The sequence below is a fragment of the Streptococcus suis genome, assembly GCF_002960445.1.
Lineage (GTDB): Bacteria > Bacillota > Bacilli > Lactobacillales > Streptococcaceae > Streptococcus > Streptococcus hyiners.
The window spans coordinates 1-25,277 of record NZ_POJD01000142.1 but is presented as its reverse complement, the minus strand read 5'-3'; the positions used below and the strand labels follow the sequence as shown (position 1 = coordinate 25,277).

The window sequence follows — 25,277 nt, the reverse complement described above, 5'->3', positions numbered from 1 at the left end:
TCATCCTGCTGGCTCAACCCCTAGCTGATTGAGTTTCTCCACGGCCTCTTTGGCCAACTGGAAACCGTCTGGACCAGAGAGTTTGATGCGGTGGCAGTTTTTCTCACGGTCTGCCAGCATGACTTCTAACTGATAGTCAGCTCCAACCTGCTTGGCCAAGGCAGCAATTGGGAAGGTGCAATCGGCACCCATTCCTCGTAAAAATTCCCGCTCAATGCCTGCACAGATGGCTGTTTCAGGATGGTTTATGCCAGATAAGATATCCAATACTTGCTGGTCATCCGCCCGACATTCGATTCCCAGAGCTGCCTGAGCAATGGCAGGAAGACAAATGGATTCGTCCAAATATTCAATACCCAAGTCAGCCTGGCTGGTCCAGCCAAGCCGATTGATTCCCGCAACTGCTAAGACAATGGCATCGTACTGGCCGTCTCGGACCTTTTGAATACGGCTATCGATATTTCCACGCAAGGACTTGTAGACCAGGTCAGGTCGAACAGCCTCGAGCTGGACTTGACGGCGAAGACTACTAGTCCCCACTACTGATCCAGCTGGCAAGCTAGCTAAGGTCATACCAGCTTCTTTGAAAATCAAACAGTCACGCACATCCTCACGCTCAGGACTGGCCCCAATCACACATCCCTCAGCTAGTAGCCCAGGAACATCTTTCAAGCTATGGACTGCAATGTCAATCTCTTTTTCCACCAGTGCCTTCTCAATATCTTTAACAAAAACACCTTTTCCACCGATTTTCTGAAGACTGACATGGACTAGCTTGTCACCTGTCGTCTTATAAGGAACCAGTTCAAACGCAACATCGGGGTGTAAGGTCTTAAGGGCATCTACAACCATATTGGTCTGAGTAAGTGCTAACTGACTTTGCCGAGTTCCCACTCTAATTATTGTCATAATCTTCTCCTAATCTGTCTGCTTTTAAGCCAAAAAGTTTACAGACCAAGGCAATATCATAGTCAGACCTTTCCCCGACAGACATCTCCTTGAGTTGTAAAATGGGCTCTCGAATCAACTGATTGACGATCCCCTTCATGTGTTTGGAAATTTGTTTCTGTTCCCTTTCGGTTAAATTAGGTATCTTTCGATTGATACTTTCTAAGGATGTTGCATGAATCTGCAAGGCTTTTTCCCTCAATTCACGAATGAGAGGAACAATCCCCAGCTGAGCTTGCCACTCTTGGTATTTGACCAACTCATCCTCTATTTCCAAAACAATCTGATTGGCAATTTCTCTTCTTTCTTCATGATAGACTTCCAGTTGATTGCTGAGATTCTCGATGGTATAGAGGGTCATCTGTTCAGTGGGATGAACGGTCCTAGGTAGACAAAGGTCAAAGGCGATAACACTTTCTTTTAGCATAGTTGGAAAGAGAATGTAGCCACCTACTTTTACAGCCGAGAATACAACATCCGCATCCGCAACCGCTGCTTCTAGCTGGTCCCAGCTAAAAGCCTGCACACGTTGGTCCTGTAGAAAATACTGGGCCTTTGAAACTGTCCGATTGACCAAGCGGATTTGTTCAAAAGTTTTTTTCAGCAAGTATTTGGTCACCAGTTGGCCGATTTCTCCCAGGCCGATAACCGCTACTGTTTTTCCAGAATAGTCAAAATCCGTCTGCTCTAGCATTTGCACCGCTGTTAAGCCTATGGAAATCGGTCGAGCATTGATGCGGTATTCTTCATGCATTCGTTTGGCAAAGGTCATGACTTGCTTGAAGACTTGATTTAATATAACTCCAGTCGTCCCTACTGACTGGGTTCTGGCAAAGGCCCGTTTCAACTGACCTAGAATTTGAGTTTCTCCTAAAATCTTCGATTCCAGGCCAATGGACACTCTCAGTAGGTGTTCCAAGACCTGATCGGCTTCTTTGAAAATCAGACAGGGATCTACTTCTTTCGCTTCCAGCTGAAACCAGTTCAGTAAAAATCTTTTGGCATAATAGCGTCCTGTATGGAGCTGGTCCACCACTAGATACAGCTCTGTTCGATTACAGGTCGATACAATGACCGTTTCAAAAATACTTTTCTCTTGATTCAGTGCTTGTAAGGCCTGGTCCACTTCCTCGTCGGAAAAGTGTGCCCTCTCCAACAAACTAAACGGTGTATTTTGATGGGTCAATCCAACATATAATAGGTCCATAACATACTAACCTTTTCATTCTAAATCTTCTAACAGTGCTTCAATTTTCTGGCGTATAGCTTTTGAATAGGCCGCTGAAGTACCATTTGTTGAAATCATAACAGAAAAATTTTTTCCCTTGGCCATTGCTACATTGTAAAAATCTGAATGGTTCTTGTCACCAGTATTGTTGACCAGCTGACTAGGATCGGCATCCTCCATCACTTGCAGATTGACACTGGCTTGGTCGGTACAGGCGAAGGCTAATTTAGCACCCTCTAAATCTCCTTCTTCATAGGGCCTGGCAAGCCAGGTCACTTGTGTAGCATCAATACTTGAATGCAGGTCTGGGCTGATAACAGTCACCAAAGCACCCTCATCTAGCAAGCCCTTGATTTTTCTGGAGGCAACCTTGCCCCCACCTACCACAACTACCTTTTTTCCCTTTATGTTAATCATAACTGGGTACATGGTCATGCCTCCTTTTTCCGACTTCGAAAAATCTTAGAGCTGCGTTCATAGACCGTATCAGCTACCCCTAGTCTAAAATTAACCAGGCGAGCTAGGACAAAAAAGTAGTCTGATAAACGGTTGATATAGACCATACCGACTGGATTTACCTTTTCTTCTATCTCCATTAAGGCTACCATTCGACGTTCCAATCGCCGAGTAAGTGTTCTTGCCATGTGGAGAGAACTGGCAATCAAATGCCCACCTGGTATGATGAACTTTTCCAACTGCGGTGGCTGGTGCATATAGGCATCCATACGTTCTTCCAGCCAATTTACAGTAGCTTCTTCCTGCTTGTAGGGCCGCAATTCCCTTGGTGTAGCTAGGTCACTGCCACAATCAAAGAGCTGCTGCTGGATTTGCTCGCACTCCAGTCGAAGATCGTCCAATTCTGGGTATTCCCTCATCTCCGCAACTATTCTTCCTAGCAGTGAACACAGCTCATCCATAGTCCCGTAAGCTTCCACGCGCTCATGGGTCTTGGAAACTCGGTCACCACCATAAAGGCGGGTTTTCCCACTATCTCCATATCCTGTATAAATTCGCATACATTTTCCCTTCCTAACGGTCAAGCTAAGATGTCATAGATAGCTGCCATGTCCAAGGATTCTCTCAAAATAGTTGCTAACTTATCGTACTCTCTATCCTTTATGGTCTGAATGGCTTCTACTTGCTGGTCAAGAGTTGGCAAGCCTTTTCTAATTCTTAATTGATTTAGGTAATCACGGGTCCATGCCAGATTGTCGAAAATACCATGTAGATAGGTCCCTTGAACCTGACCACCATGTCCAATAGCTCCATCCTGACGCTCCGTCGCCTCGCCATTTTGCAAAACAATGGTTGAAAATGCTTGAACACCATCACCCAAACAGGTTTCCCCCATATGGATTTCATAACCTTCTAAGCAGTAGTCACCTTGCCGAGCTTGGACCTGAGTGGTACACTTATTGGCTTGGAAGATAGTGGTTGTGTCTAAAAGCCCCAGCGCAGGTATGTCCTGAATGCTGGACTCAACCCCTAAGGGATCCGACAAGTGTTGACCAAGTAACTGGTAGCCACCACAAATACCAAAAATAGCACTTCCTTCTTGGAAACAACGATGAATTTCTTTATCCAAGCCCGACTCGACCAAATAGACCATATCCTCAATAGTGTTCTTACTTCCTGGTAAAATCACGAGATCTGGGTGACCAAGCTCATCACCTGGTCTGACATAGCGAACAGACACGTCAGGCTGCATTTCTAGACTATTAAAATCTGTAAAATTAGACATCCTATTCAGATTGATAATGGCAATATCCAAGTCTTTTTGAGGATTATATTTCCGGCTTTTTTGAACTAGGGCAACACTATCTTCACTATCAATGTTGAGCTGGGCATAAGGGACCACACCCAAAACAGGAACCTTAGTCAAGTCCTCAATCATGTCTATTCCTGATTGAAGCAGGGCAACGTCACCTCGGAACTTATTGATAATTACTCCCTTGATTCGTTGGCGATCTTCCTCTGGCATGAGCATGATTGTCCCATAAATCGAAGCAAAGACACCACCCTTATCAATATCCGCTACCAAGATAACCGGTGCATCAACCAATCTAGCCATACCCATATTAACAATATCTCGGTCGTTCAAATTGATCTCAGCTGGGCTACCTGCTCCCTCAAGCAATATTATATCATTTTCAGCACTCAGTTCCTCATAAACTTCTTTGATCTTGGGAAGTAGCTCCTGCTTAAATTCGTGGTACTCGACAGCATCCATATCCGTTAGGACCTGGCCCATGAAAACAACCTGAGATTTTCGGTCTGAGGTCGGTTTGAGAAGAACAGGGTTCATCCGAACATCTGGTTCAACCTGAGCAGCCTCCGCTTGAAAGACCTGGGCCCGTCCCATTTCTTGACCTGTTTTGGTGATATAAGAATTAAGGGCCATATTCTGTGATTTGAAGGGCACAACCCGCAGGCCATCCTGCTTAAAAATACGACACAAACCTGCTACGATAATACTCTTACCGGCATCCGAAGCTGTTCCTTGAATCATCAATGATTTTGCCATAGTCTTTTCCTAACCTTTCAAAAAATTCCTGTTCATTTTCTGCCAATGGGAGCCCCATTGCTAGATGTAATTTTACTAGCCAAGGTAAAGATAAGCGTGCCTTCTCTAAGATTTCCTCTTCTAAAAAGACACTGCCTACTTCGCCTTCCAAGACTAATTTCCCCTTATCAAGTAGGTAAACGTAGTCGCAGCAATCATACATCAAATCCATATCATGACTGGTCAAGATAATTTTTGTTCCTTGCTTGGCCAATTTTTTCATCAGAAACATCATATGATTCCGACCACGCGGATCTAAACCTGCAGTCGGTTCATCCAGAAGTAAATACTTAGGTTGTAAGGCTAAAACACCTGCAATCGCCACCTTTTTCTTCTGACCAAAACTCAAATAGTGAACAGGGCGATTTCGCAAATGTTCGATATGCATATCTTTTAACGCCTTATCCACACGCTCCTTTATTTCTGGCTCTGGATAGGAGAGATTACGAAGGGCCAGGGCCACATCATCTTCCACCACTGAGTAAAACAACTGTTGTTCAGGGTCTTGAAAAACAATTCCAACCTCTTGGCGATAGGCATATAAGGCCTTCTTGTTATAGATAAGAGAGTTCCCTTGGTAAAATACCTTTCCATTCTGCGGCTGATAGAGGCCCATGATAACTTTCATCAAAGTTGATTTACCAGAACCATTGGCACCTAAAACACCGACGATTTGCCCCTTATCAAAGTCCATAGTTACATCTTCGAGGACCTTTCCAAAGTCTAGATTATAGGTGTAACTGATATTCTCCACACTTAGCATGATAACCTCCTAAGGATCAAAGCGAAATTCTAACATATCATTGATCTGTCGATTTGCTCTCATCAATCTAGTAAATAATTGACTAGCCAACAAACCCATAGTTTGATAGCTCTGCTTGACTGTTCCAAAACCAAATTTCAAATCAAGTGTATCTCGCATGACAAGAAATTCTTCCAAAAACATGAAGATAAAGCGATACATAAAGACAATAACTTCTAATAATTCATTTGGAATGCGAAAACTTCTTAACAAGTCAATCAACTGTCTAAATGGTACAGTGAGAACAAAAAAGTAGGTAGACATCAAACAAGCATAACTTCTCACAAACACAGCAATGGTTTGATCTAGACTTGCACGAGTGATAACTGCATAGCCCTTCCACAAAGGTAAGACTAGAATAAGATCCTTTGATGGAGATTCTTGAAAACTCACGGCCATGGTTACTAAACTGATAAAAACAAAAGGCAAGGTTAACAATAGCCATTTTGCATATGTTTTCCAATGTAACTTTGCTAGGTAACAAGTCACTGGGAATAAGGCCACTATAATAGCCCATTGCAGGCTAGGAATTCCTGTAAAAGAAATTCCTAGCAACAATAGGTAAATCCCTAATTTTACTTTGGGAGATAGGCCTACCAATCGATTCTGGTAGGCGTATTGATCAATGATTAACATATTTCTTTCCCTTGTGATAACCCAATACATAGGTAATAATACCCACACCAATGCTACCTTGTATGGTGAAGAGTAAGCTCTCAATCTCACCACTAGCTGGTTCATAAATTGAAGCGAACCATGGTTCATAATCTGGATTAACCTCTGTAATGGCTACTTCAGCACCGCCATCCGAACCCCCAAACTCGGCGTCTTTAGGCGCTAAGAAGAAGGCACCAACAGCAATCAGAACACAAGTCAACAATAAAAGAATATTTTGCTTTTTCATCTTAGAACACTCCCACTTCTTCTTTTTTAGCATTGGCTACAACTAAGTTATACAGGACTACTGACAAAAGACCTTCAATGATGGCAATTGGAATTTGTGTAACCATGAAAACACCCATAAATTTCATTGCAGCACCAAAGACACCTGCTTGTGCATCTGGAAAGGCCAATGATAATTGTAGCGAAGTAGTTAAATAAGTTGCTAGATCAGCTATAAAAGCACAGAGGAAAATAGCCACGCGCTTATTGACTTTCATAGAAAGAGCTAATTTATAAACAAAGTAACCAACAAATGGGCCTACGACTGCCATTGAAAATCCATTTGCTCCCAAGGTTGTCAAACCACCATGGGCCAAGAAGAGAGCTTGGAAGAGCAAACAAATCGTTCCTAAAACAACCATGACACTCGGACCAAACATAGCTGTACCAAAGCCGACACCTGTTGGATGAGATGTTGAACCTGTTACAGATGGAATTTTCAGGGCTGAAAGGATAAAGACAAAGGCACCTGATAGAGCCAATCCCACCTTGCTTTCAGGATTTTTCTGGACCGACTTTTTCAATTGGAACAAACCATACAGGAAAAATGGTGCAAATATTCCAAACCAGAGCAAGGCATGAGCTGGTGGTAAATAGCCTTCCATAATGTGCATGGCTGCTACTGGTGTAGCTGTAACTAGGGTCAGCAAAGCAACAAGTGCTAAAAGATTCAATAACTTTTTCATGTTATTCTCCTTTATTTTTTTTAATGTTTTTTGACTAACATAGTTGAGAAATAAGATAGCTTTTCTTCAGGAGAGAGATCTGCTACCCCATGTCGAATCTCTTGTTGATCGGTACTAGAACGACTAACAAGAACCGTTTTATCAAGCAAATCAAACTGCTTTAACAAGGGAAGTACTTCAGCAAGATGATTAGCCACCTTCATAATAACAACCGTTTCATGTGTCCTTAATACAGCCTCCAAGTGCTGTACACCCGCAGTTGCTGGAACAACTGCAAAGGATTCCTCATCCATGACCAGGGGTAAACCGACTTCAGCTGCAATACTGTTATATGACGTTATCCCCGGTATGGTCTTGGTTTCAATACGATGCCCGATAATGTCTAATAGATAGCTATAGGTACTGAATACCATTGGATCCCCAAGAGTGATGAAACCAACATTATTACCTGCTTGGACATCTGCAACAATCTCTTCAGCGATATCCAGCCATTGCCCTTCTTTATGCGACTTATCCCTTACCATTGGAAAATGCCGTTGCTTGATCATCAATTCTTCACTTAGATAGGGTCCAGCAATCTCAAGCGCTAAACTTTTCGCTCCTTTTTTGGCTTCTGGAGTATAGAGAATATCAAGCTCACCAAGAATACGACTAGCTTTTACTGTTACCAACTCACTATCACCAGGACCAATCCCAATTCCATAAAATCGTGCCATAAGCTACTCCTAGTCAATGATTTTGTGTAGATGTTGGATATACATATCTTGAATGGCTGGATACTCTCCTAGACCAATCAAATGTGGAATCACTTCGTAACCCCGTTGATTGAAATAGGTATTCCAAGAATCTTCATCATCTGACACCATATCATTGGTCGCATGTTCACCAGCTACCAGCATGAAGGGTGCCAAATGAACTTCTTTGATTCCCTTAGATTTTAATTTCTCCTCAATCTGCTCAACAGGAGGGTAGCTTTCCACACAACCAATGTGCACCTGACTACCAGTCAACATATGATCTAATGCCGCATAGGCCACAAAGGCATTGTGTTGGCTTCCATGGCCCATTAAAACAGTAGCTGCTTTTTCACCAAAATGGCCGTACTGGTCCATCAGAACTTGCTTGACTTGCTGATAGTCATCTTCACTGTGGAGCAAGGGCTGACCAACTTTTATGATGTCAAAATAGGATTGGAATTCTTTTGATTGGTTTAAGATTTTTTCAAATTCAGACCCCGCAATAATGTGTAATGGCTGAATGTAAACTTCCCGAATTCCTTCGTCTTTCATTTGTTCCAGAGCTTGTTTAACAGTTGGAATCTCTAGTCCCTCATTTTCCTTGATACGTCTCAAAACGACTGTGGAAGTATAAGCCTGATAAACCGCATACTGCGGAAAGGCCTCCTTGATGGCCTGTTCACAGGCACCAATCGTTTTTTGTCTAGTTTCTGGATGAGTTGTACCAAAACTCACCAATAAAATAGCTTTTGTCATAGATTCTCCTTTATCAGAATGTCACGGCACTTGTCTCGAATCGCCAAAATAGTCGGCTGGTCCGTTTCAACAATATTTGAATAGCCAGCTTCCACCAGTTTATCTCGTGTTGTTTCTCCCATAACGATAATTGGCAGTTCTTGAAGGTCTAATCCTGTTTCTTCCACAAGAGTCACAAAATTAGCCGCAGCAACTGAATTTGGCAAGCAAACACAGTCAAGATTGGTCCAATCTTGAGGTCTTAATTCCTTATCAAATGCAAGACTATGGGTGACAAGAACAGGGTAGTCATATAAGCTTCTCAAATCTGCCAGCTTGTGTTCTGGAGCCACCAAATACCAAGAAGCATCAGTCTTTTCCAGTAAGTCCTTAATAGAAGGATCCTTACTTTGTGTTCCTTTTGCTACCAATAAAATCCCTGCTTCTTCCAATGTCTTAGCAGTATGATGACCAATGGCCGCAAACTGAACATGAGACAGACTTCGCAAATCAATCCCTGCTTCTCTCAATCGAGCTAGGAATAATCCCCAACTCTGCGTATCAGTAAATACCATTCCATCAACTTTAGACCAATCTGGCAAATCAAAGGAAAGCTTATTAACCTGTGTACGACTTGGGAATTTAACCAAGGTCGCTCCATCATCTTTTAAGTAGACTGGCAATTTCCCTGTTGTTGAATCCTGTAAAAAGATTCGTTTACCATGCAAAGGAAGATGTTCATAGAAATTCAATTCCTTTCTAAATGAAACTACATCCCCAACAACAATGATAGAAGGTGCCTTCATATCTTCTTTCAGGGCCAGTTCTTCAATGGTGGCCAAGGTTCCGTCTATCGAACGCTGGCTTGGATGGGTTGCCCATTCTACTATCGCTACAGGTGTATCCTTAGAAAAACCATTGTTAACAAGTTCTCGTGTGATGACGGATAGATGTTTCATCCCCATTAAGAAGACCAGGGTTCCCTTAAGCTGACTAATAGCTGCCCAGTTTAGACTTTCCATTTCATCCTGCAAATGACCTGTAAAGACATGGAAGCTGGTTGCCTTATCCCTAAAAGTCATTGGGATTCCAGCATAAGTGGCACCTGCAATGGCTGAGGTCACTCCTGGAACAATTTCAAAAGGAATTCCAGCCTCTACCAAGGCTTGAGCTTCTTCCCCGCCTCGCCCAAAGATATAAGGATCTCCACTTTTCAGTCGGACAACCCGCTTATTTTCCCTAGCGTTTTCAATAAGAATTCGCTCAATTTCCTCTTGCCGAATGCAAGGCATTCCTGGTTTCTTTCCAACATCAATCAGCTGACACTTATCTGATAGATAGGAAAACAAATCCTGATTGACCAAGCGGTCATAAACCAGAACATCTGCTTCACGCAATCTTCTAGCCCCCTTGACCGTTATCAGTTCAACATCACCAGGTCCCGCACCTAGCAAACTTACAAATCCTGTCATTCTAACTCCTTTCACTGTTAAACTATTGGGCATTCGTTTTGAAATGCTTCTATTTGTAAATAATCTTTTAGTTCTTCTACGGAAGACACCTTCTTAGGATAGTCCACCTTAGGCCTTGCGATGATAATGCAATCAACACCCAATTCTTGACAACCTGTGATTTTCTCACGAATACCACCAATACTGCCACTTTCTTTGGAAACAAAGGCTTGAGCCTTGGACCGTAAAATCAGTTCCTTGTTGCATTCCTTGGAAAAGGGTGCCTTAATAGCATCAATTTGATCCGCAACCATGCCCAATCGCTCGCAAGCCAGCAAAACCTCAGAAGTTGGAAGAACACGGGCCACAATTCGCACATCAGGTAAACCCTTAACAAAGAGTGGCAAGGTTTTACTTCCAGTTCCTAGATAAACAGTAGGGTAACCTTTTTCTTTTATCAGGGATATAGCTTCTTCTGTGGAATGTACCACTAGGGCTCCCGTCAAGTCGTCTGTTTCCTTCCGCTCATATCGCAGGTAAGAAATGCCAGCAAGCTCTGCTGCTCTCACCGCCTCCTTGGAAACCAAATCAGCAAAGGGATGAGTGGCATCAATGATTTCATCTACTTGGTGTTCTTGGACAAAGCGGACCATATCCTCTGCAGTCAATCGACCTTGAATGACAGGTTGACCAAATTTGGATGCCAGATGTTTCCCATAGTCTGTCACCACCGATGTTGTTACCTCGATACCTAGATCATTTAGAAGAGCCAAAATTTCTGTGCTGTCCGAAGTCCCTCCCAAAAGTAATTTCATCATAGAGTGTATCCTCTAGGTGTAACCATACGGCCATTTTTAATATAGGTTTCTTTGTTTCCAACGATGACAATGGTTGTCATATCAACCAAGGACTCATCTAAATCTTTAATCGTCGTTAAGATATACTCCTCTTTCTTACGACCAATGTCCTTACCGATACCAACAATGGTATCTGGTGATTTGTACTCTGCAATGATTGAAAGAGCCTTGGACAAGTGGTCTGGCCGCCCCTTACTACGTGGATTGTAGAGACAGATGACGAAATCTCCCTGAGCAGCGGCATGAAGACGTTTTTCAATAACAGGCATGGGGGTCATCAAGTCACTAAGACTGATATGACAAAAGTCGTTCATCAAGGGAGCACCCATAATTGCTGCAGCACCCAAGCTAGCTGTAATACCTGGAATCACCTTGACTTCCAAGTCAGAATCATCACCAATCAGCTCTAGAATTAGTCCAGCCATACCATAGACACCTGCATCACCACTGGATACAACACCGACATTCTTACCCGTTTCCAGAGCCAAATCAATAGCTTTTTGGCAGCGTTCAATTTCTTTCCGCATACCTGTCGCCACTAATTCCTTACCTTCTACCAAATGCAAAATCAAACGCATGTAGGTTGAATAACCAACAATAATTTCGCAATCCTCGATAGCCTTGAGGGCTTCTCTAGACATTAGTTCCTCTTTACCTGGACCTAAGCCAATCACATAGAGCATAGCATTCTCCTTTATATCTATTAATTTACAGGGACTTTACCTAAAGCAAAGGTACACCCATCTTTTGCAAATCGATTTGTTAGAACCTGGCCATTGCTGGCAAGATCTGCACTAGCAAGCGCCACACTTCCTACCCCAACTGTTTTTTTCACGAAATCCGAACAAGGATACTTGTCAGCAACCTTCTCTAAGTCCTCCTTGCTATACACATCAAAGGGGCAAGATAGTTGTTCTGCTAAATCCAAAATGGCCTCTTCATCCTTCTTGATGTCAATACTGACAATCCTCGCAATTTCGGTCTGTTCAATACCTTGTTCCTGACAAAATTCTTGAAAGTTCCGATAAAAAATCTCAGAGGATACATTTTTTCTTGCCCCAACTCCAAGTACATAGGGCTTAGGATAAATGACAGCAAGGTGTTCACGTTTGCTGGTCATTTCCTTTGTCTGCAAGAGAATAAGAGGGGCATCTCCAGCTAGGACTTCTTCCACTTGATTGGCTTCAAGAAGGCTTAAGCCCCGCACATCTTCTATCCAAGGTTTTTCTTGGTAAAAATAGACCCTTTCCCGATTTGCTAACAAGCCATTAAATTCCTTAACCAAGGGGCGTAGGTCAGATCGCCAACCATTGACGGATTTGGCAAGGGTATCCAGGGCAACAACATTTTGAACATCCGTTGCCGTTGTAATGACTGGATTAGCTTCCAAAAGGCTTGCAATTTCCTTTGTCACTTCATTGGCTCCACCCAGATGACCACTTAGTAGACTAATGACATTTGTCGCATTTTCATCTAGGACAATGACGGCTGGGTCTGCTGCTTTGTCCTGAACAACAGGGGCAATGGCACGGACAACAATTCCGGTCGCCATGATACAGACCAGAACGTCCACTTGTTGAAAGAGCTCTGCTATTGCCTGAGTAGGACGCTTATCAAAACCTGTCACCTGATTATCTGCCAATTTAGCTAGGCTATAGATATGACAGGGACGTGCCCACTTGCTTTTCAACCTTAGAGCCGTTTCTTTGCCAGTTTCTGTTAGGGCAACAAGGGCAACCTTACTGGGCATGGCTACTTTTCCCATGGCGATACTCGTGTTCAAATTCTTCATGGTAAAGTTTTGAATAATAAAACTCCTGTCCTAGAAAATCACCAACCAGAATCAGAGCCGTCTTACTGATATCCGCTTCTTTGACCTTCTCTGCAATCGTTTCGAGTGTGCCAAAAACCTTTTTCTCCTCTGGCCAAGTCGCCTTATAGATGACCGCAACAGGTGTAGTGGTAGGATAGCCACCTTGAACCAATTCTTCCACTACTTTTTCAATGCCTTGAATAGACAGGAAAATAGCCATTGAAGTACGATGCTGGGCATAGCTTCGTAAAGATTCACGTTCCGGAACAGGTGTCCGACCTGCCATACGGGTAATGATAACACTTTGAGAAACTTCAGGTACTGTGTATTCTGTTCCAATACTTGAAGCAGCTCCTAAGAAGGAACTGACACCTGGGGTACAATCAAATGCAATCCCTCGCTTCTTCATCTCCTCAATCTGTTCACGGATAGAGCCGTAAATAGAGAAGTCGCCAGTCTGTAATCGAACAACCTCCTTACCTGCCTTGACACCTGCTTCCATGACATCAATAATTTCCAACAAATGCATCCCAGCACTGTCGTAAATTTCTGCACCTTCCTTGCAGTAATCCAAGAGGGCTGGATTGACCAAGGAACCTGCATAAATCACAACATCTGCCTGTGATAACTGCTTATAACCCTTCAAGGTAATCAGTTCCACATCACCAGGTCCAGCACCAACAAAATGTACCTTCGACATTCTACTTACTCCTTTATAGCTTTTTGACAAGAAACCACAATTGTTGGATTCTGTGGTTTAAAATAATGACCTTTTCCTAAACCAGTCCAGTTGCCAACCTGTACTGAGGTGAGCTCTAGGTCTTCCCAATCCATTGTTTCAGCAATCTGGGCTGCCTCTAAGGCATTTTCCAAAAGTATAAAATTCAAGACCAACCTGCCTCCTGGAAGGAGAAGTTTCTGACACCAGTCAAAAATTTCCTGCATGTTTCCACCAGTCCCTCCGACAAAAATGGCATCAAATGGACCCTGTAGTTCAATCGGTGCCTTCCCTTCATGCAGAGTGATGTTTTGGCACTGAAACTTTTCAATATTTTGTCTTGTTAGGGCCAAGGCATCAGGATTTTGCTCCACAGCTACCACTTCTAATTGAGGATAGCTACAAGCTGCTTGAATCGTAACGCTACCAGTCCCAGATCCCACATCCAGCATCCGTTTAGCATGTGTTAAATCTAGTTTATCAATGCTAATGGCACGAATCTCTGATTTGGTCATAGGGACCTTGGTTCGAATAAATTCAGTATCCTTCATCTACAATTACCACCACATTCATTTTATAATCACGGTCAACAACATCTTTCGCTGCTAGAATACTGATTTCCTCATCTTCGTAACTCAGATGTTCACCGATAATGATCTTCCGTTTAAGTCCCCTTTTGAGGACCTCCTGAGCAATTTGATAGGGACCAACATGGGCATCTGTCACCATGAAGACCTTGGGCAAACTCATGATCAAATCGAAGTTTGGGAGTTTAGCATGGCTACTAGTCAAATAAGCATCATTCATAGGCAAACATACCTTGCTAGCTAAGTATTGCATGGAGCTAATCCCTGACAATATCCTAACACGACCAGGAAATTTTTCAGACATCCACTTGCCCAAACCGTAAATCAAGGGATCTCCTGAAACCAAGTAAACAATAGAAGCTTCTACGGGATATGTTTCCAATAAAGCCTCTAATTCCATTAGTTTTTTTGGGGCTATAACCCCTTTCTCCCTAAGACTAGCAGGAAGAACTTCTAAATGGCGCTCACTCCCCAAGATATAGTCTGCCTGCTCACAACGGTCCAATTGACCAACCAGGCAATAGACCGGATTTCCTGGACCAATGCCAATCACATCTATCATGACCATTCCTCCTGAATTTCCGCTAAGCTTTTGGTTGAAGCTAGGTAGCCATCCTCTGTTCCAAATAAGACAACATCAATGGTCACCGCAGGTTGACGGTACTTGAGCAACCGCTCTGTCTTAGCCTTAATCTTATCTGCTAAAATTTGGTAAATGCCTTCATAACCATATTCTTTAATAATGGTCGCTGCCGCATCTGTTGTCAAACAAGCATTGACCTTCTGCAACATTTCCAAAGGAGCTCCCATGAGGGCCAAATTAGCTATTAAGGTATCAATACGTCCATCAGAATCCTTACTATGCGTAGACATGGTTCCCGATGCAACCTTGACTAACTTGCCCATATGCCCAACCATCAGTACCTTTGTAAAGCCAATTCTCTGAACTTCTTTCAGAACGTGCCCCACAAAATTGCTCATATTGACAATTTGCTCTTTAGGTAGGCCTAAACCATCCATTCCAAAGGCTTCACCGTATTTTCCAGGCGATAGGACAACCGAACGATAGCCCTTGTTATAGAGCATGGACAGCTCGACTGTAATGGCTGCCTTCCAACTATCTTCAGACATGGGGTTGACAATCCCTGTGGTACCTAAAATAGAAATCCCTCCCAGAATGCCTAGTCGTGAATTATAGGTTGCCTTAGCAACTTCTTCACCTCCTGGAACAAATATCAAGACCTTAGCCCCGCAATCTGGACCAATCAAGTCACGAACATGCTCCTCAATCATCCTTCGCGGAGTTGGGTTTATCGCTGCCATACCGACTGCATTGGCCAGACCAACTTCTGTCACCCGACCGACTCCCTCACCTCCATCAATTTCAATTTCCGTCTGATGAGGTAATAAGGTAACTGTTGAAAAAATCAATAATCCATGGGTCGCATCAGCATCATCTCCCCCATCTTTTTGAATGGCAGCGGTAGCCGATTGTTCATCAAAGGAAGGCTTGTGAACATCCATAGTAACTTGGACACCTGAAGCTGTTTTTACAGTAACTTTCTCCTCGATTTCCTGTTGTAAAATCATGTTCAAAGCTGCAACTGTCGCTGCTGTTGCACAGGTCCCAGTCGTAAATCCCCTTTTTAATTTTTTTCCATCAACATATACATATTCGTCCATATTACTTACCTTGACAAAAACTATTTCCTGAAAGTGAGAAGAGTTGCCCTTCTCTATCCTCAGATTTTAGCTGATAAAGAATAGCATTTACGATTGCTGCTGCAATGGTACTGCCACCCTTTCTACCAAGTGCAGCTATAGCCGGCAAGGAACTTTCATGGAGTTGCAATTTAGACTCTGCAGCTCCAACAAATCCAACTGGAACACCGATGACTGGAACAGACTCCATTTGACCTGCCTCGACCATTTCCAAGACCTTAAATATAGAAGTTGGAGCATTCCCAAAAACAAAGAGTTTCGGCCCTTCAACTTTTGCCGCGTGCTCTACTGCAGCCATTGACCGCGTAATTCCCTTTTCCTTGGCTTCTTTAAAAATCTCTGGTTCATTCACCAAGCAACGATAAGCGACACCAAGCCTATCCAATAATTTCTTATTGAACCCTCCCAAAACCATAGTCGTATCAGTGAAGATAGTTCCCTTATTTTTCAAGACCTTCACTATTTCCTCAATGGCATGATTGGAAAACTGTATATTATACAGGTAATCAAAATCAGCACTGGTAAAAACAACTCGCTTTAAAACAGCCTCCTGATAGGGGTTTTTAAATACAAAATCCGAATGTTCTTTAGTGATGATTTCCTGAATTTTTTGGTAACTTGCTGCTTCAATCTGATGTGCATCTGTTATATAGGCCATAAAGTTCTCCTACTTATTTATTGGTGTTGAATAACGAACATAATCACCAGTCAAGACTTCTTTTAACTGGTAGATGATGGCATTTATTATAGCCACCACAATGGTACTACCACCCTTTCGACCAAGGGTCGCAATGGCAGGAAGAGGTGACGCAAGCAAATCTGACTTAGATTCCTCAACATTGATAAAGCCAACTGGGACACCAATAACTGCATCAACTTCCATCTTCCCTGCCTCAACCAATTCTAATAAGTAGGATAGGGCTGTTGGAGCACCGCCAAAGGCAAAAACTTTTTGACCTGGAATTTTGGCTGCCACTTCAACAGCAGCCATGGCCCGTGTGATACCTTTTTCTTTAGCCAGTAGAGCAACATCTTCATCGTTGATCAAGCAGGTATAATTCACCCCCATTTGATCTAAAACGCGTTTGTTTATCCCATTAAGTGAAATACTGGAATCCAGCACCAAGGTCCCCTTGTTTTTCAATACTTCTACAATCTTTTGATTGACATCATGAGTAAATTTTAAAGTATAGAGATAATCAAAATCGCCTGAAGTGTGAATTGCTCGCTTGATGATAGACTCCTCCATCTCCGTTTGAAATTGATAATCTGGATGCTCCTCATCAATTATGGATTGGATAATCTTAAAACTTGTTTCCTCAATAGAGGATGGATTTTGAATATAGGTCATGTAAGTCTCCTAAATAATCATAAGTAACAAATATACGGCACTAAATAGCAACAATGAAACGGTTGTACTCATATAGAGCATTTGAATGGTCGTTTGAATATCAGTAAACTCAACAGGACGAACCGCATCACCAATGGTCGGCTTGTCAACCCACTCACCATGGTAAATATGGGCGCCACCAAGTTGAATACCCAAGGCACCTGCCACTACAGCTTCTGAAAAGGCACTATTAGGGCTGGCGTGTTGGTAACGATCCCTAAAACCGATTAGACATGCATTTTTACTATCCAATTCTAGAATATGACTAGCAATCATCAAGCAAATCCACGTGATCCTCGCAGGTATCAGGTTTGCTAGATCATCCAGCTTGGCTGACACAAAACCAATTTGCCAATATTTTTCCGTCTTATATCCAACCATAGAATCCAAGGTATTAACTGCCTTATAAGCCATGGCCAAAACTGGACCACCAATAAACAAGCAGAGCAATGGTCCGATAACGCCGTCACTGGTATTTTCAGCCACTGTTTCAATGGTGGCCTTGCTGATTTCCTCCGCTGTTAATTGGCTCGTATCTCGCCCAACAATCATACTGACCTGATAACGAGCATCTTCGATAGTCCCCGTCTTTAACGTTTTCAAGACCTTTAAGGCTTCCATGGCTAAACACCTTGTCGATAAAGTCGTATAGGCTAGATAGATCCAAATTCCCCAGTAAAGCACTGGTGAAAAAAGAGCAGATGTTCTGAGCAAGAGATAACTTATACCTGATGTCAGACCAACCGTAGCTAGCCATAAGAAGAGCCCATAGACATATTTTCCTTTTGGACTATTAGGCTGACCTTTCAAAAATAGGCTAATAAAATTCCCAATTAGCTTGACTGGATGAGGCCAACTATAGGGATCCCCCAGCAACCAATCCAACAGAACCGCAATGAATATAGCTAGTAAATACATAAGCTATCCCTCACAAATACTTTGAAGCCAATTTTCCAACAAAGCCTGATTTTGATAAAAATGAACATGCAGATAGCTAGCAAAGGTATTACCAGTTTGATAGCCACCTGTCCAGCTAGAAACAACTTGGCCATCTCGAACTTTTTCTAGTTGCAAAACGGTCGGTTCATTAGTCTGAAATACAGAATGGTGAAACTCATGACCCCTAACAACCGTACCCTTTGGACCAAACAAGCTCCTAACCTGAGTCTTAGCTTGACAATAACCAAAGCTTTTTAGCCGGTCTGTCATAACACTGACACCATCAAATATCCCTACCATGTCATAAGACCCCTCTCCAGTCTGTAGTTCCTTGCCAAGATACATCAGGCCACCACATTCTGCATAAATAGGTTTATTTTCTTGGTGGGCCTTCAGAACAGATTGGCGGAAGGAAACATTTTCCATCAATTCTTTTGCATAGACTTCCGGAAAACCTCCGCCGAAATAGTAGGCATCGACTAAGGGCAATTCCTGATCATTGAGAGGACTAAAGGGAATCAATTCGACCCCATATTCCCTTAACAAATCCAAATTATCCTCATAGTAAAAATGAAAGGCATCATCAAGAGCATAGCCAATTTTTAGAGGGAATTGTTTCGGAATGCTGAATGGATTTGACGGTTCTTCACCTGCTATATCTACCTTCTCAAGCAAGCGATCTAAGTCAATATGGTCTTGAGCCAATTGACCTAAGATAGAAAAATGTTTCTCCAAGTTTTCCATTTCAACATCTGGAACTAGCCCCAAATGGCGCGAGGGCAATTCTACCTGAACATTTTTTGGAAAGTAGCCCAATACTTCCACATCTGTATAGCGTTCAATAGCGCCTTTTATCAATTCATAATGAGTTTGTGAAGCAACTCGATTGACAATCACTCCAGCAATTGTCAAATCCTGATCAAAAGTTGAGAAACCATGAACCATAGCCGCTGCCGATGTTGAAGTTGCTTTCCCATCGATAATCAAGACAACAGGGATATCTAATTTCTTAGCAATCGCAGCCGATGATGCACAGTCTTTATCCGTACCAAGACCATCAAATAGACCCATTACACCTTCAACAAGGGCAATGTCAGCATCTTGATGCCACTTTCTAAAAGACCAGTCCAAGGCAGCCTTATCAGGAATCATAAAGCTGTCTAAGTTCCGAGAAACTCTCTTCGTTATTCGACTATGATAAGCGGTATCAATATAGTCTGGACCGACCTTGTAAGGTTGCACACGTAAGCCTTTCTCAGTCAAGGCTTTTAAAATACCTAGAGTGACTGTTGTTTTTCCAACCCCACTAGAAACACCTGCTAACATAAATTGTTTCATGTATTGCCACCTTTTTAAAACATAAAAAGGCCACAAAAAATATCACTATTTTTTGTAGCCCCGTTGCTCACTTTAATTGATTTAACACGCCGTTGTGTCAAATGATTTTCTTATAAAATCATTCTACACTTTATAGAGCATTCTGTCAATATGTAAATTAAAACGGTTTCAAAAATGCTCTTATCTTCCTTCTTCCCTAGCCTTAGCCCAACGCTCCACATCAGCTTTTGTTATATTATGAAAGACTTTTGCACCTCTTTCATAAGCAATATCTGGCTGCTGGTGGGTAAAATTGATCACACGCGCCAAGGCAAAGAAATAGTCTGAAAGACGGTTTACAAATACCAAGACATCCTTATTAATTTCCGTTGTCCACATGGTGCCTACAATATGGCGCTCCGCACGTCTAGCAATAGTGCGTGCTATGTGGATCATAGCGGCAATTTCATGTCCTCCTGGTAAGATAAAAACTTCGAGCGCTGGTGGAACATCTGCGTAAGTATCAATCCTTTCCTCAATCCAATCAACCATGGTTTTGTCAACCTTATAAGGATAAACACCGTGAGGCGTAGATAAATCCGAACCACAGTCAAAAAGGTAATGCTGGAGTTGCAACAATTCATCCTTTAAGGCATCTGCGGGGTCCATTTTAGTAACTATATAACCAATCCAAGAATTTAACTCATCAATGGTTCCATAGGCATTAACACGCTCCGCATCTTTTGCGACACTCTGACCACCAACCAGTTTGGTCAAGCCTTTGTCACCTGTTTTTGTATATAACTGCATTTGTATTCTCACTTTCTATTTTGATTGACGAATGTCGATGTAATCATCCCTACTCAATTTTCCCTCAGAAAATGTAGGCATTTCTTCAATAGTATAAACTGCATTGCTCATTAAGAAGAAGGCTAGAGGACAACCCGATCCCTCACCCAATCTCATATCCATCAAGAGCATGGGATCTAGTCCCAAGTGCTCACAAACCAACCGATAGGCAGGCTCTGTAGAAAGGTGGGAAGCAAAGCAGTAATCTAAAACATGACTATTTAATTTACTGGCAATCAGCAAGCCTGTAATGGAGATTAGACCATCCACTACACAGGGAAGTTGATGATGAGCACAGGCCAAGTAAGTCCCTACCATACCCAGCATATCTAATCCACCAACTTTTGCAGCAATGTCCAGAACATCCTTGTAGGGAGCATGGCGAGCAACCGCTGAAGCAATCACTTGTGTTTTATGGGATTTCATCCCTTCTGTCAAGCCAGCCCCGTAACCAGTCACTTGACTGGCTTCAAGATTTAAAATAGCACTGATTACTGCTGCCGAGGTTGTCGTATTGCCAATTCCCATCTCTCCTGTACCAAAAAGTTTATAGCCTTTCTGAATACAGGATAGGGTTTCCCTGTAGCCAACCATTATGGCTTCAACAGCTTGCTCTCTAGTCAAGGCTGGTTCCCTGAGAATATTCCCCGTCCCTCTCCTGACCTTACAAGCTTGGTTGGTATGAACATCTTTCATGCACCCTATATCAACTACCCTGACATCTGAGCCTACATGCCTTGAAATGGCGCATAAACCTGTTTTTCCCTCTAACATATTGCGAGCAACGATAAAGGTCGTTTCCTGTGGATTGGCAGAAATACCTTCGGCAACGACACCATTATCAGCCACATAAACCATTACAATCTGTTTAGATATGTCTATAGCTCCTTGAAACATAGCATACAAACGGGCATATATTGTTTCCATTTTACCCAGAGCACCTAAGGGCTTGCCTAATTGATCACAAATCTTCTTCCCCTTCTCAATTGCATGTTTATCTAGAGGCTTGATCTCCCTCAATATCTCATGTAAGTCTACCACCTCAACCTCCTTTCACCCTTTTAACACCTTCGAAACAAATCCTTGAAAGATAGCGTTGGTCATAATACTTACCAATTTCTCCCTTAGAAAAATTTGCTTCGATAACTGATATCAATGGTAATTGACTTTTAGTCATCAATATTCCCACTACCGTTCCGCTGTGAGCGACATTAACTCCAAGTAACCCTATTTGATTCACTAGGGTTATTATGTCCGCCAAATAAGGCTTTGGTAGCCGAGTGTTGTTTAATAAGGTACTTGCTGTCGCAATCTGACCCAAAAGAAGTTCATTTTTTGACTGACATGCCTGCTGAAACATTTCCAATAACCCTTCTGATGCTTGGACTGGATAAGTAGGACATTCTGTCATTCTAGCTAACTCAACTGTCCACTCGGTCTTTCTAGGTTCTAGAATATAGACATAAAGTTCTGGTTTCCAATCCGTCTGAAACAGTATCTGACCGCTCAAGGGATTGATGACCGTCCAGTCAGCAAAGGCAATCGAATCTGTTGGCTCAATCTGACAACAGAACTTGGTCACTTCTTCAGCAGTCAAATGCCTATTTTGAACATAGGCTAAGGCTTGTAGGCTTGCCAGCATATCTGCCGTGCTACTGGACATTCCTTTACCGATTGGAAGACTGGACTTCTTTTCTAGCTTCCATCCATCCTCTATCGGATCAAGATAATCCAAGACCTTGACAACCTTTTCTCCTATTGCAAATTCCGTTTCTTCCTCCTCTCTGATAAGCCTTGCATAGGACTTGCGATTGATACCGTAGGTCAGCAAAAATTCTTGACCATCCTTAACACCCTGAAACAATTCCCCACATGAACCTGGACAGGAAAACCATTTGTTCCTAGACATGGCCATCACACTTTCTTAACACAGATCTAAAAGCCTCAATCAAACGACAATTTTCCTCTCTTGATCGAATGGCTACTCGATAGTGGCGGTCGTTCAGATGATGGTAATTATGGCAGGAACGAATAAATATTTTTTCTTGTATTAAAAGCTCTCTCAGACTTTCATTTCCCTCGTATCCAAAGAAAATGTAATTGACAGTCGGTGGCAAGGCTTTCAAATCGGGCAAAGCAGTCAATTCTTTATAAAGGAATTCCTGCTCACTCTTGAGCCACTCTTCTGTAGCATGGTGATACTCACTATCCTTGAGAATAACTGGCACCAAAGCATCTGCCAATGCATTGATGGTCCAAGGTGGTCGCATTTCATCTATAGCAGCAATCAATTCTGTATTACTTGATAAGGCATACCCCAACCTCAGGCCAGGAATAGCATAAAATTTTGTCAAAGATCGAGCAACAATGACATTTTGATAATCCTTCAGATGAGCTACCATGGAATAGGCATCCTTGTCTAAAACAAAGTCCATAAAGGCTTCATCAAGAACCAAATAGGCTCCTTTTTGTCGAAGAAATTCTGCTACCAGTAATAATGTAGGCGTTGGTACCAAGGTCCCTGTTGGGTTGTTTGGATTACAAATCAATACCAAATCTCCAGATGACAGCTTTTCCAAGTTAGGTAAGATGGATTCAAACGTCCAACTGTAATGAGGACCTTCTAATACATGACATATAATCTCTGAGCCAACCTGCTTAAATGCTTTTTCATACTCCATAAATGTCGGACTTAAGAGCAGTATCTTCTTTGGTTTCACATACCTAGCCAATTCATAAAAGATTTCTACTGCACCGTTTGATAGAAGGATTTGCTGGGTCGGACAAGAATGGTATTCAGCCAAGGCTGCCTTGGACTGTGAGTAGGTCACATCAGGGTAGTGAACTAAGCTATCTAAAGTTTCTATTATCTTTGATTTTACTTTTTCTGAAAGACCTAATGGATTGATATTGGCAGAAAAATCTAAGCAATCCTCTGGGCGAAAACCAAAATCAGAGGCAAGCTGATTCATGTTTCCTCCATGTTCTACCTTCATCCCATCACCTCAACTTTCCTTTGTCAAATAGTTTTGAATCGCTTCAATACCTGTATTATCCTCTAAAGATACCTCAAAGATTTCCTTGGCACCTGCTGCACGTAATTGTGCTCTAGCTTTCTCAAGGCCGCTAGGGTCTGTTACTAAATCAACCTTGGTGATAATGCCAATCACTGGTTTATTAAATAAAGATGAAAACCCCTGAGGAAATGTTTGCATAGTAGCGGTTGCCGAAGCTAGTAAGCCTATCACTTCTGCCTCTGCAGCTGTTACAGATAAAGCATTGTAGTATCGTCTATGTTGTAAAAATTCACCAGGTGTATCAATGATAGAATCATAAAATTGGATAGCTTGTGTTTTAAAATAGGTGATATCAAGCCCCTTCAAACGTTGTGTTAGTGTCGTTTTCCCAACACCTACTGGGCCTACAAACATAATTTTTTTTGATTCAAGTCCCATACAATCATCCTCTCAAGCTATTTGTCAAAGGGGAAATTCAATTTCCTAAAATACTATTAGAAATAAAAAGGCAAAGTTAGCCCGTTGTTCCAAAACTTCCGCTTCATTGCGAACAACAGGCCCCTTTGCCTTTTATATATTAACAAGTATAGTATATACTATATTCAAGTCTTCGTCAACTCAAAAAATCAAGCAACCCTACCTAAAATTCTTATCCCACGCTCCATCATCATTTTTTCGAGTATAAAAGAACTCAGATAAATCTGGGTCATCCATAACCTTTAGGATTTCTAGCAAATCATAGGCTAAATCCATCTGCGGTAAGTCTGTTTTCTTGACCCAACGCACCTCGCCCTCTTCAGTTGATTGGAGGGTTCCAGTAAACTCCGTCGCCTTATAGAGAAAGACCAGATAGCGATGTCCTTCCTTGTCAGGCCAATGCTTGATACCAACCAGATGAGCATTTGTGATGACCAGACCAGTTTCTTCCTCAACTTCCCGAACAACCGAGTCATAAAAATTCTCACCTTCTTCAACATGCCCGCCAGGAAAAGCAACTCCTGACCAGCGATAGCGTTCAGGATCCCGAATTTGCACTACTACATTCCCATCTTTATCCTCAATCAAACACATATTGGTCAGTGTGACCATTTCTTTTCTAGCCATCATAACTCCTTACATTTCAAAACAAATCAGTCAATCAATTTTTCTCTGTCACAAACAACAATAGAAACCAAGTACATCTATTCTATCAAAAACATACTAAGATTAGTAGTGAGGAAATCTCCGACGGGAGAAAGTACTCACTACTTTTTCTTTATGATAAAGTAGAGGTGTCTTGTTAAGTCGTAGGGCTTTTTGACGCTAGACGTCGCATCAAAAACTGGCAAGGCACCTGTTTTAGAAAGAATGTTATCAAAGTATGTGGGACGCCAGACGTCGAGTATTGAAAATGACATCACTAAAACAAGGAATCATTCAAGACAAAGAGGTAATATCATGCGAGTAGTATTTGGGATTGATGTGAGTAAGGCAAGTTCAGAAGTGGCCATTCTAGTCAATGGTGAAAAAGTTCATGGCTATACCATGTCCAATGACGCCTTAGGCTTTGCTCGGCTACTTGGCGATTTGAGAACCGTCCATAAGCCAGAAATCATCTTTGAAGCAACAGGTGTCTACTCTCGCCGTCTCCAAGCTTTTCTGGATGAACATGGCTACGCTTATACACGACTTAATCCCTTAGAAGCTAAGAAGCAACTGGATAGCTTGCGTGTGCGGAAAACAGATCAAATTGACGCCGAAAAACTGGCTCAATCTCAGTTTGTACTGAATCGTAAATCGACGTATGTCCAAGAAGAAGTCTACCAAAACTTGCGGGATCTAAGTCGTTTCTATCAGAATCTGACCGAGGATATTGTTCGAGCTAAAAACCGCCTGCACAAGGTCTTACAGGTCACTTTCCCTGAATTGGAAAATATCTTATCAACACCAACTGGTGAACAATACTGGAACTTAGTTATAGCTTTTCCTTGTAAGGA

30 protein-coding genes are annotated in these 25,277 nt (G+C 42.3%); 1 reads left to right on the top strand and 29 read right to left on the bottom strand.

The window, feature by feature from the left end:
- From hemC to C1G53_RS03805, 29 genes are all read right to left on the bottom strand, one after another.
- Nucleotides 1–909, bottom strand: a complete 909-nt coding sequence (gene hemC / locus C1G53_RS03945) for a hydroxymethylbilane synthase (RefSeq protein ID WP_105117764.1) — start codon at nt 907–909, stop codon at nt 1–3.
- Complete coding sequence (gene hemA, locus C1G53_RS03940; protein WP_105117763.1) at nt 896–2,155, bottom strand: glutamyl-tRNA reductase; 1,260 nt, start codon at nt 2,153–2,155, stop codon at nt 896–898. The genes hemC and hemA overlap by 14 nt, the downstream gene beginning before the upstream one ends.
- 15 nt (nt 2,156–2,170) lie before the next feature.
- The gene (locus C1G53_RS03935; RefSeq protein WP_105117762.1) at nt 2,171–2,605 is read right to left on the bottom strand and encodes a precorrin-2 dehydrogenase/sirohydrochlorin ferrochelatase family protein; all 435 of its coding nucleotides are present in this window, start codon (nt 2,603–2,605) and stop codon (nt 2,171–2,173) included.
- Nucleotides 2,606–2,607: 2 nt separating this feature from the next.
- Nucleotides 2,608–3,192 carry a cob(I)yrinic acid a,c-diamide adenosyltransferase gene (locus C1G53_RS03930; RefSeq protein ID WP_105117761.1) on the bottom strand — a complete coding sequence of 195 codons (585 nt, stop codon included), beginning with the start codon at nt 3,190–3,192 and terminating at the stop codon, nt 2,608–2,610.
- A 20-nt stretch (nt 3,193–3,212) separates the two neighbouring features.
- A complete protein-coding gene (locus tag C1G53_RS03925) occupies nt 3,213–4,700 on the bottom strand; it encodes a cobyric acid synthase (RefSeq protein ID WP_105117760.1) in 1,488 nt (495 codons plus the stop codon).
- Nucleotides 4,654–5,502 carry an energy-coupling factor ABC transporter ATP-binding protein gene (locus tag C1G53_RS03920; protein WP_105117759.1) on the bottom strand — a complete coding sequence of 283 codons (849 nt, stop codon included), beginning with the start codon at nt 5,500–5,502 and terminating at the stop codon, nt 4,654–4,656. Before C1G53_RS03920 ends, C1G53_RS03925 begins: the two co-directional genes overlap by 47 nt.
- A gap of 9 nt (nt 5,503–5,511) precedes the next feature.
- The gene (gene cbiQ / locus C1G53_RS03915; RefSeq protein WP_161941368.1) at nt 5,512–6,177 is read right to left on the bottom strand and encodes a cobalt ECF transporter T component CbiQ; all 666 of its coding nucleotides are present in this window, start codon (nt 6,175–6,177) and stop codon (nt 5,512–5,514) included.
- Nucleotides 6,164–6,445, bottom strand: a complete 282-nt coding sequence (locus tag C1G53_RS03910; protein ID WP_105117757.1) for an energy-coupling factor ABC transporter substrate-binding protein — start codon at nt 6,443–6,445, stop codon at nt 6,164–6,166. Before C1G53_RS03910 ends, cbiQ begins: the two co-directional genes overlap by 14 nt.
- 1 nt (nt 6,446) lies before the next feature.
- Nucleotides 6,447–7,169: an energy-coupling factor ABC transporter permease gene (locus C1G53_RS03905; RefSeq protein ID WP_105117756.1), complete on the bottom strand. Its 723-nt coding sequence runs from the start codon at nt 7,167–7,169 to the stop codon at nt 6,447–6,449.
- A 20-nt stretch (nt 7,170–7,189) separates the two neighbouring features.
- Nucleotides 7,190–7,885, bottom strand: coding sequence for a cobalt-factor II C(20)-methyltransferase (locus C1G53_RS03900; RefSeq protein WP_105117755.1), 696 nt, complete (start codon nt 7,883–7,885; stop codon nt 7,190–7,192).
- A gap of 9 nt (nt 7,886–7,894) precedes the next feature.
- Nucleotides 7,895–8,662 (bottom strand): sirohydrochlorin cobaltochelatase, encoded by a 768-nt coding sequence (locus tag C1G53_RS03895; protein WP_105117754.1) that lies wholly within the window; start codon nt 8,660–8,662, stop codon nt 7,895–7,897.
- Nucleotides 8,659–10,113: a uroporphyrinogen-III C-methyltransferase gene (gene cobA, locus C1G53_RS03890; RefSeq protein WP_105117753.1), complete on the bottom strand. Its 1,455-nt coding sequence runs from the start codon at nt 10,111–10,113 to the stop codon at nt 8,659–8,661. The genes C1G53_RS03895 and cobA overlap by 4 nt, the downstream gene beginning before the upstream one ends.
- Before the next feature lie 17 nt (nt 10,114–10,130).
- Nucleotides 10,131–10,910, bottom strand: a complete 780-nt coding sequence (cobK, locus tag C1G53_RS03885; RefSeq protein ID WP_105117752.1) for a precorrin-6A reductase — start codon at nt 10,908–10,910, stop codon at nt 10,131–10,133.
- Nucleotides 10,907–11,632, bottom strand: coding sequence for a precorrin-3B C(17)-methyltransferase (gene cobJ, locus C1G53_RS03880; protein WP_105117751.1), 726 nt, complete (start codon nt 11,630–11,632; stop codon nt 10,907–10,909). Before cobJ ends, cobK begins: the two co-directional genes overlap by 4 nt.
- Nucleotides 11,633–11,652: 20 nt before the next feature.
- Nucleotides 11,653–12,714 carry a cobalt-precorrin 5A hydrolase gene (locus tag C1G53_RS03875; RefSeq protein ID WP_419579788.1) on the bottom strand — a complete coding sequence of 354 codons (1,062 nt, stop codon included), beginning with the start codon at nt 12,712–12,714 and terminating at the stop codon, nt 11,653–11,655.
- On the bottom strand, nt 12,689–13,462 hold the full coding sequence (locus C1G53_RS03870; protein ID WP_024380922.1) for a cobalt-precorrin-4 methyltransferase: 774 nt from the start codon (nt 13,460–13,462) through the stop codon (nt 12,689–12,691). The genes C1G53_RS03875 and C1G53_RS03870 overlap by 26 nt, the downstream gene beginning before the upstream one ends.
- Nucleotides 13,463–13,467: 5 nt before the next feature.
- On the bottom strand, nt 13,468–14,031 hold the full coding sequence (locus C1G53_RS03865; protein WP_105117750.1) for a decarboxylating cobalt-precorrin-6B (C(15))-methyltransferase: 564 nt from the start codon (nt 14,029–14,031) through the stop codon (nt 13,468–13,470).
- On the bottom strand, nt 14,018–14,635 hold the full coding sequence (locus C1G53_RS03860) for a cobalt-precorrin-7 (C(5))-methyltransferase (protein WP_105117749.1): 618 nt from the start codon (nt 14,633–14,635) through the stop codon (nt 14,018–14,020). Before C1G53_RS03860 ends, C1G53_RS03865 begins: the two co-directional genes overlap by 14 nt.
- Nucleotides 14,626–15,750: a cobalt-precorrin-5B (C(1))-methyltransferase CbiD gene (gene cbiD / locus C1G53_RS03855; protein WP_105117748.1), complete on the bottom strand. Its 1,125-nt coding sequence runs from the start codon at nt 15,748–15,750 to the stop codon at nt 14,626–14,628. Before cbiD ends, C1G53_RS03860 begins: the two co-directional genes overlap by 10 nt.
- Before the next feature lies 1 nt (nt 15,751).
- Nucleotides 15,752–16,447, bottom strand: coding sequence for a cobalt-precorrin-8 methylmutase (locus C1G53_RS03850; protein WP_105117747.1), 696 nt, complete (start codon nt 16,445–16,447; stop codon nt 15,752–15,754).
- Between the two features lie 9 nt (nt 16,448–16,456).
- On the bottom strand, nt 16,457–17,140 hold the full coding sequence (locus tag C1G53_RS03845) for a cobalt-precorrin-8 methylmutase (protein WP_105117746.1): 684 nt from the start codon (nt 17,138–17,140) through the stop codon (nt 16,457–16,459).
- Nucleotides 17,141–17,149: 9 nt separating this feature from the next.
- Nucleotides 17,150–18,097 carry an adenosylcobinamide-phosphate synthase CbiB gene (gene cbiB / locus C1G53_RS03840; RefSeq protein ID WP_105117745.1) on the bottom strand — a complete coding sequence of 316 codons (948 nt, stop codon included), beginning with the start codon at nt 18,095–18,097 and terminating at the stop codon, nt 17,150–17,152.
- Between the two features lie 3 nt (nt 18,098–18,100).
- The gene (locus C1G53_RS03835) at nt 18,101–19,456 is read right to left on the bottom strand and encodes a cobyrinate a,c-diamide synthase (RefSeq protein WP_105117744.1); all 1,356 of its coding nucleotides are present in this window, start codon (nt 19,454–19,456) and stop codon (nt 18,101–18,103) included.
- A 180-nt stretch (nt 19,457–19,636) separates the two neighbouring features.
- Nucleotides 19,637–20,245 carry a cob(I)yrinic acid a,c-diamide adenosyltransferase gene (locus tag C1G53_RS03830; RefSeq protein WP_105117743.1) on the bottom strand — a complete coding sequence of 203 codons (609 nt, stop codon included), beginning with the start codon at nt 20,243–20,245 and terminating at the stop codon, nt 19,637–19,639.
- Between the two features lie 15 nt (nt 20,246–20,260).
- Nucleotides 20,261–21,325 carry a nicotinate-nucleotide--dimethylbenzimidazole phosphoribosyltransferase gene (gene cobT / locus C1G53_RS03825; protein ID WP_024380931.1) on the bottom strand — a complete coding sequence of 355 codons (1,065 nt, stop codon included), beginning with the start codon at nt 21,323–21,325 and terminating at the stop codon, nt 20,261–20,263.
- 1 nt (nt 21,326) lies between these two features.
- Nucleotides 21,327–22,193, bottom strand: a complete 867-nt coding sequence (locus C1G53_RS03820; RefSeq protein ID WP_105118115.1) for a kinase — start codon at nt 22,191–22,193, stop codon at nt 21,327–21,329.
- Nucleotides 22,186–23,280, bottom strand: a complete 1,095-nt coding sequence (gene cobD / locus C1G53_RS03815; protein ID WP_105117742.1) for a threonine-phosphate decarboxylase CobD — start codon at nt 23,278–23,280, stop codon at nt 22,186–22,188. The genes C1G53_RS03820 and cobD overlap by 8 nt, the downstream gene beginning before the upstream one ends.
- 9 nt (nt 23,281–23,289) lie before the next feature.
- Nucleotides 23,290–23,739, bottom strand: a complete 450-nt coding sequence (locus tag C1G53_RS03810; RefSeq protein ID WP_024380934.1) for a EutP/PduV family microcompartment system protein — start codon at nt 23,737–23,739, stop codon at nt 23,290–23,292.
- A gap of 198 nt (nt 23,740–23,937) precedes the next feature.
- On the bottom strand, nt 23,938–24,405 hold the full coding sequence (locus tag C1G53_RS03805) for an 8-oxo-dGTP diphosphatase (protein ID WP_105117741.1): 468 nt from the start codon (nt 24,403–24,405) through the stop codon (nt 23,938–23,940).
- Between the two features lie 333 nt (nt 24,406–24,738).
- Here C1G53_RS03805 and C1G53_RS03800 point away from each other — a divergent pair.
- Nucleotides 24,739–25,277: IS110 family transposase (locus C1G53_RS03800; protein ID WP_153046658.1), on the top strand; the 539-nt coding region annotated here is incomplete at its 3' end.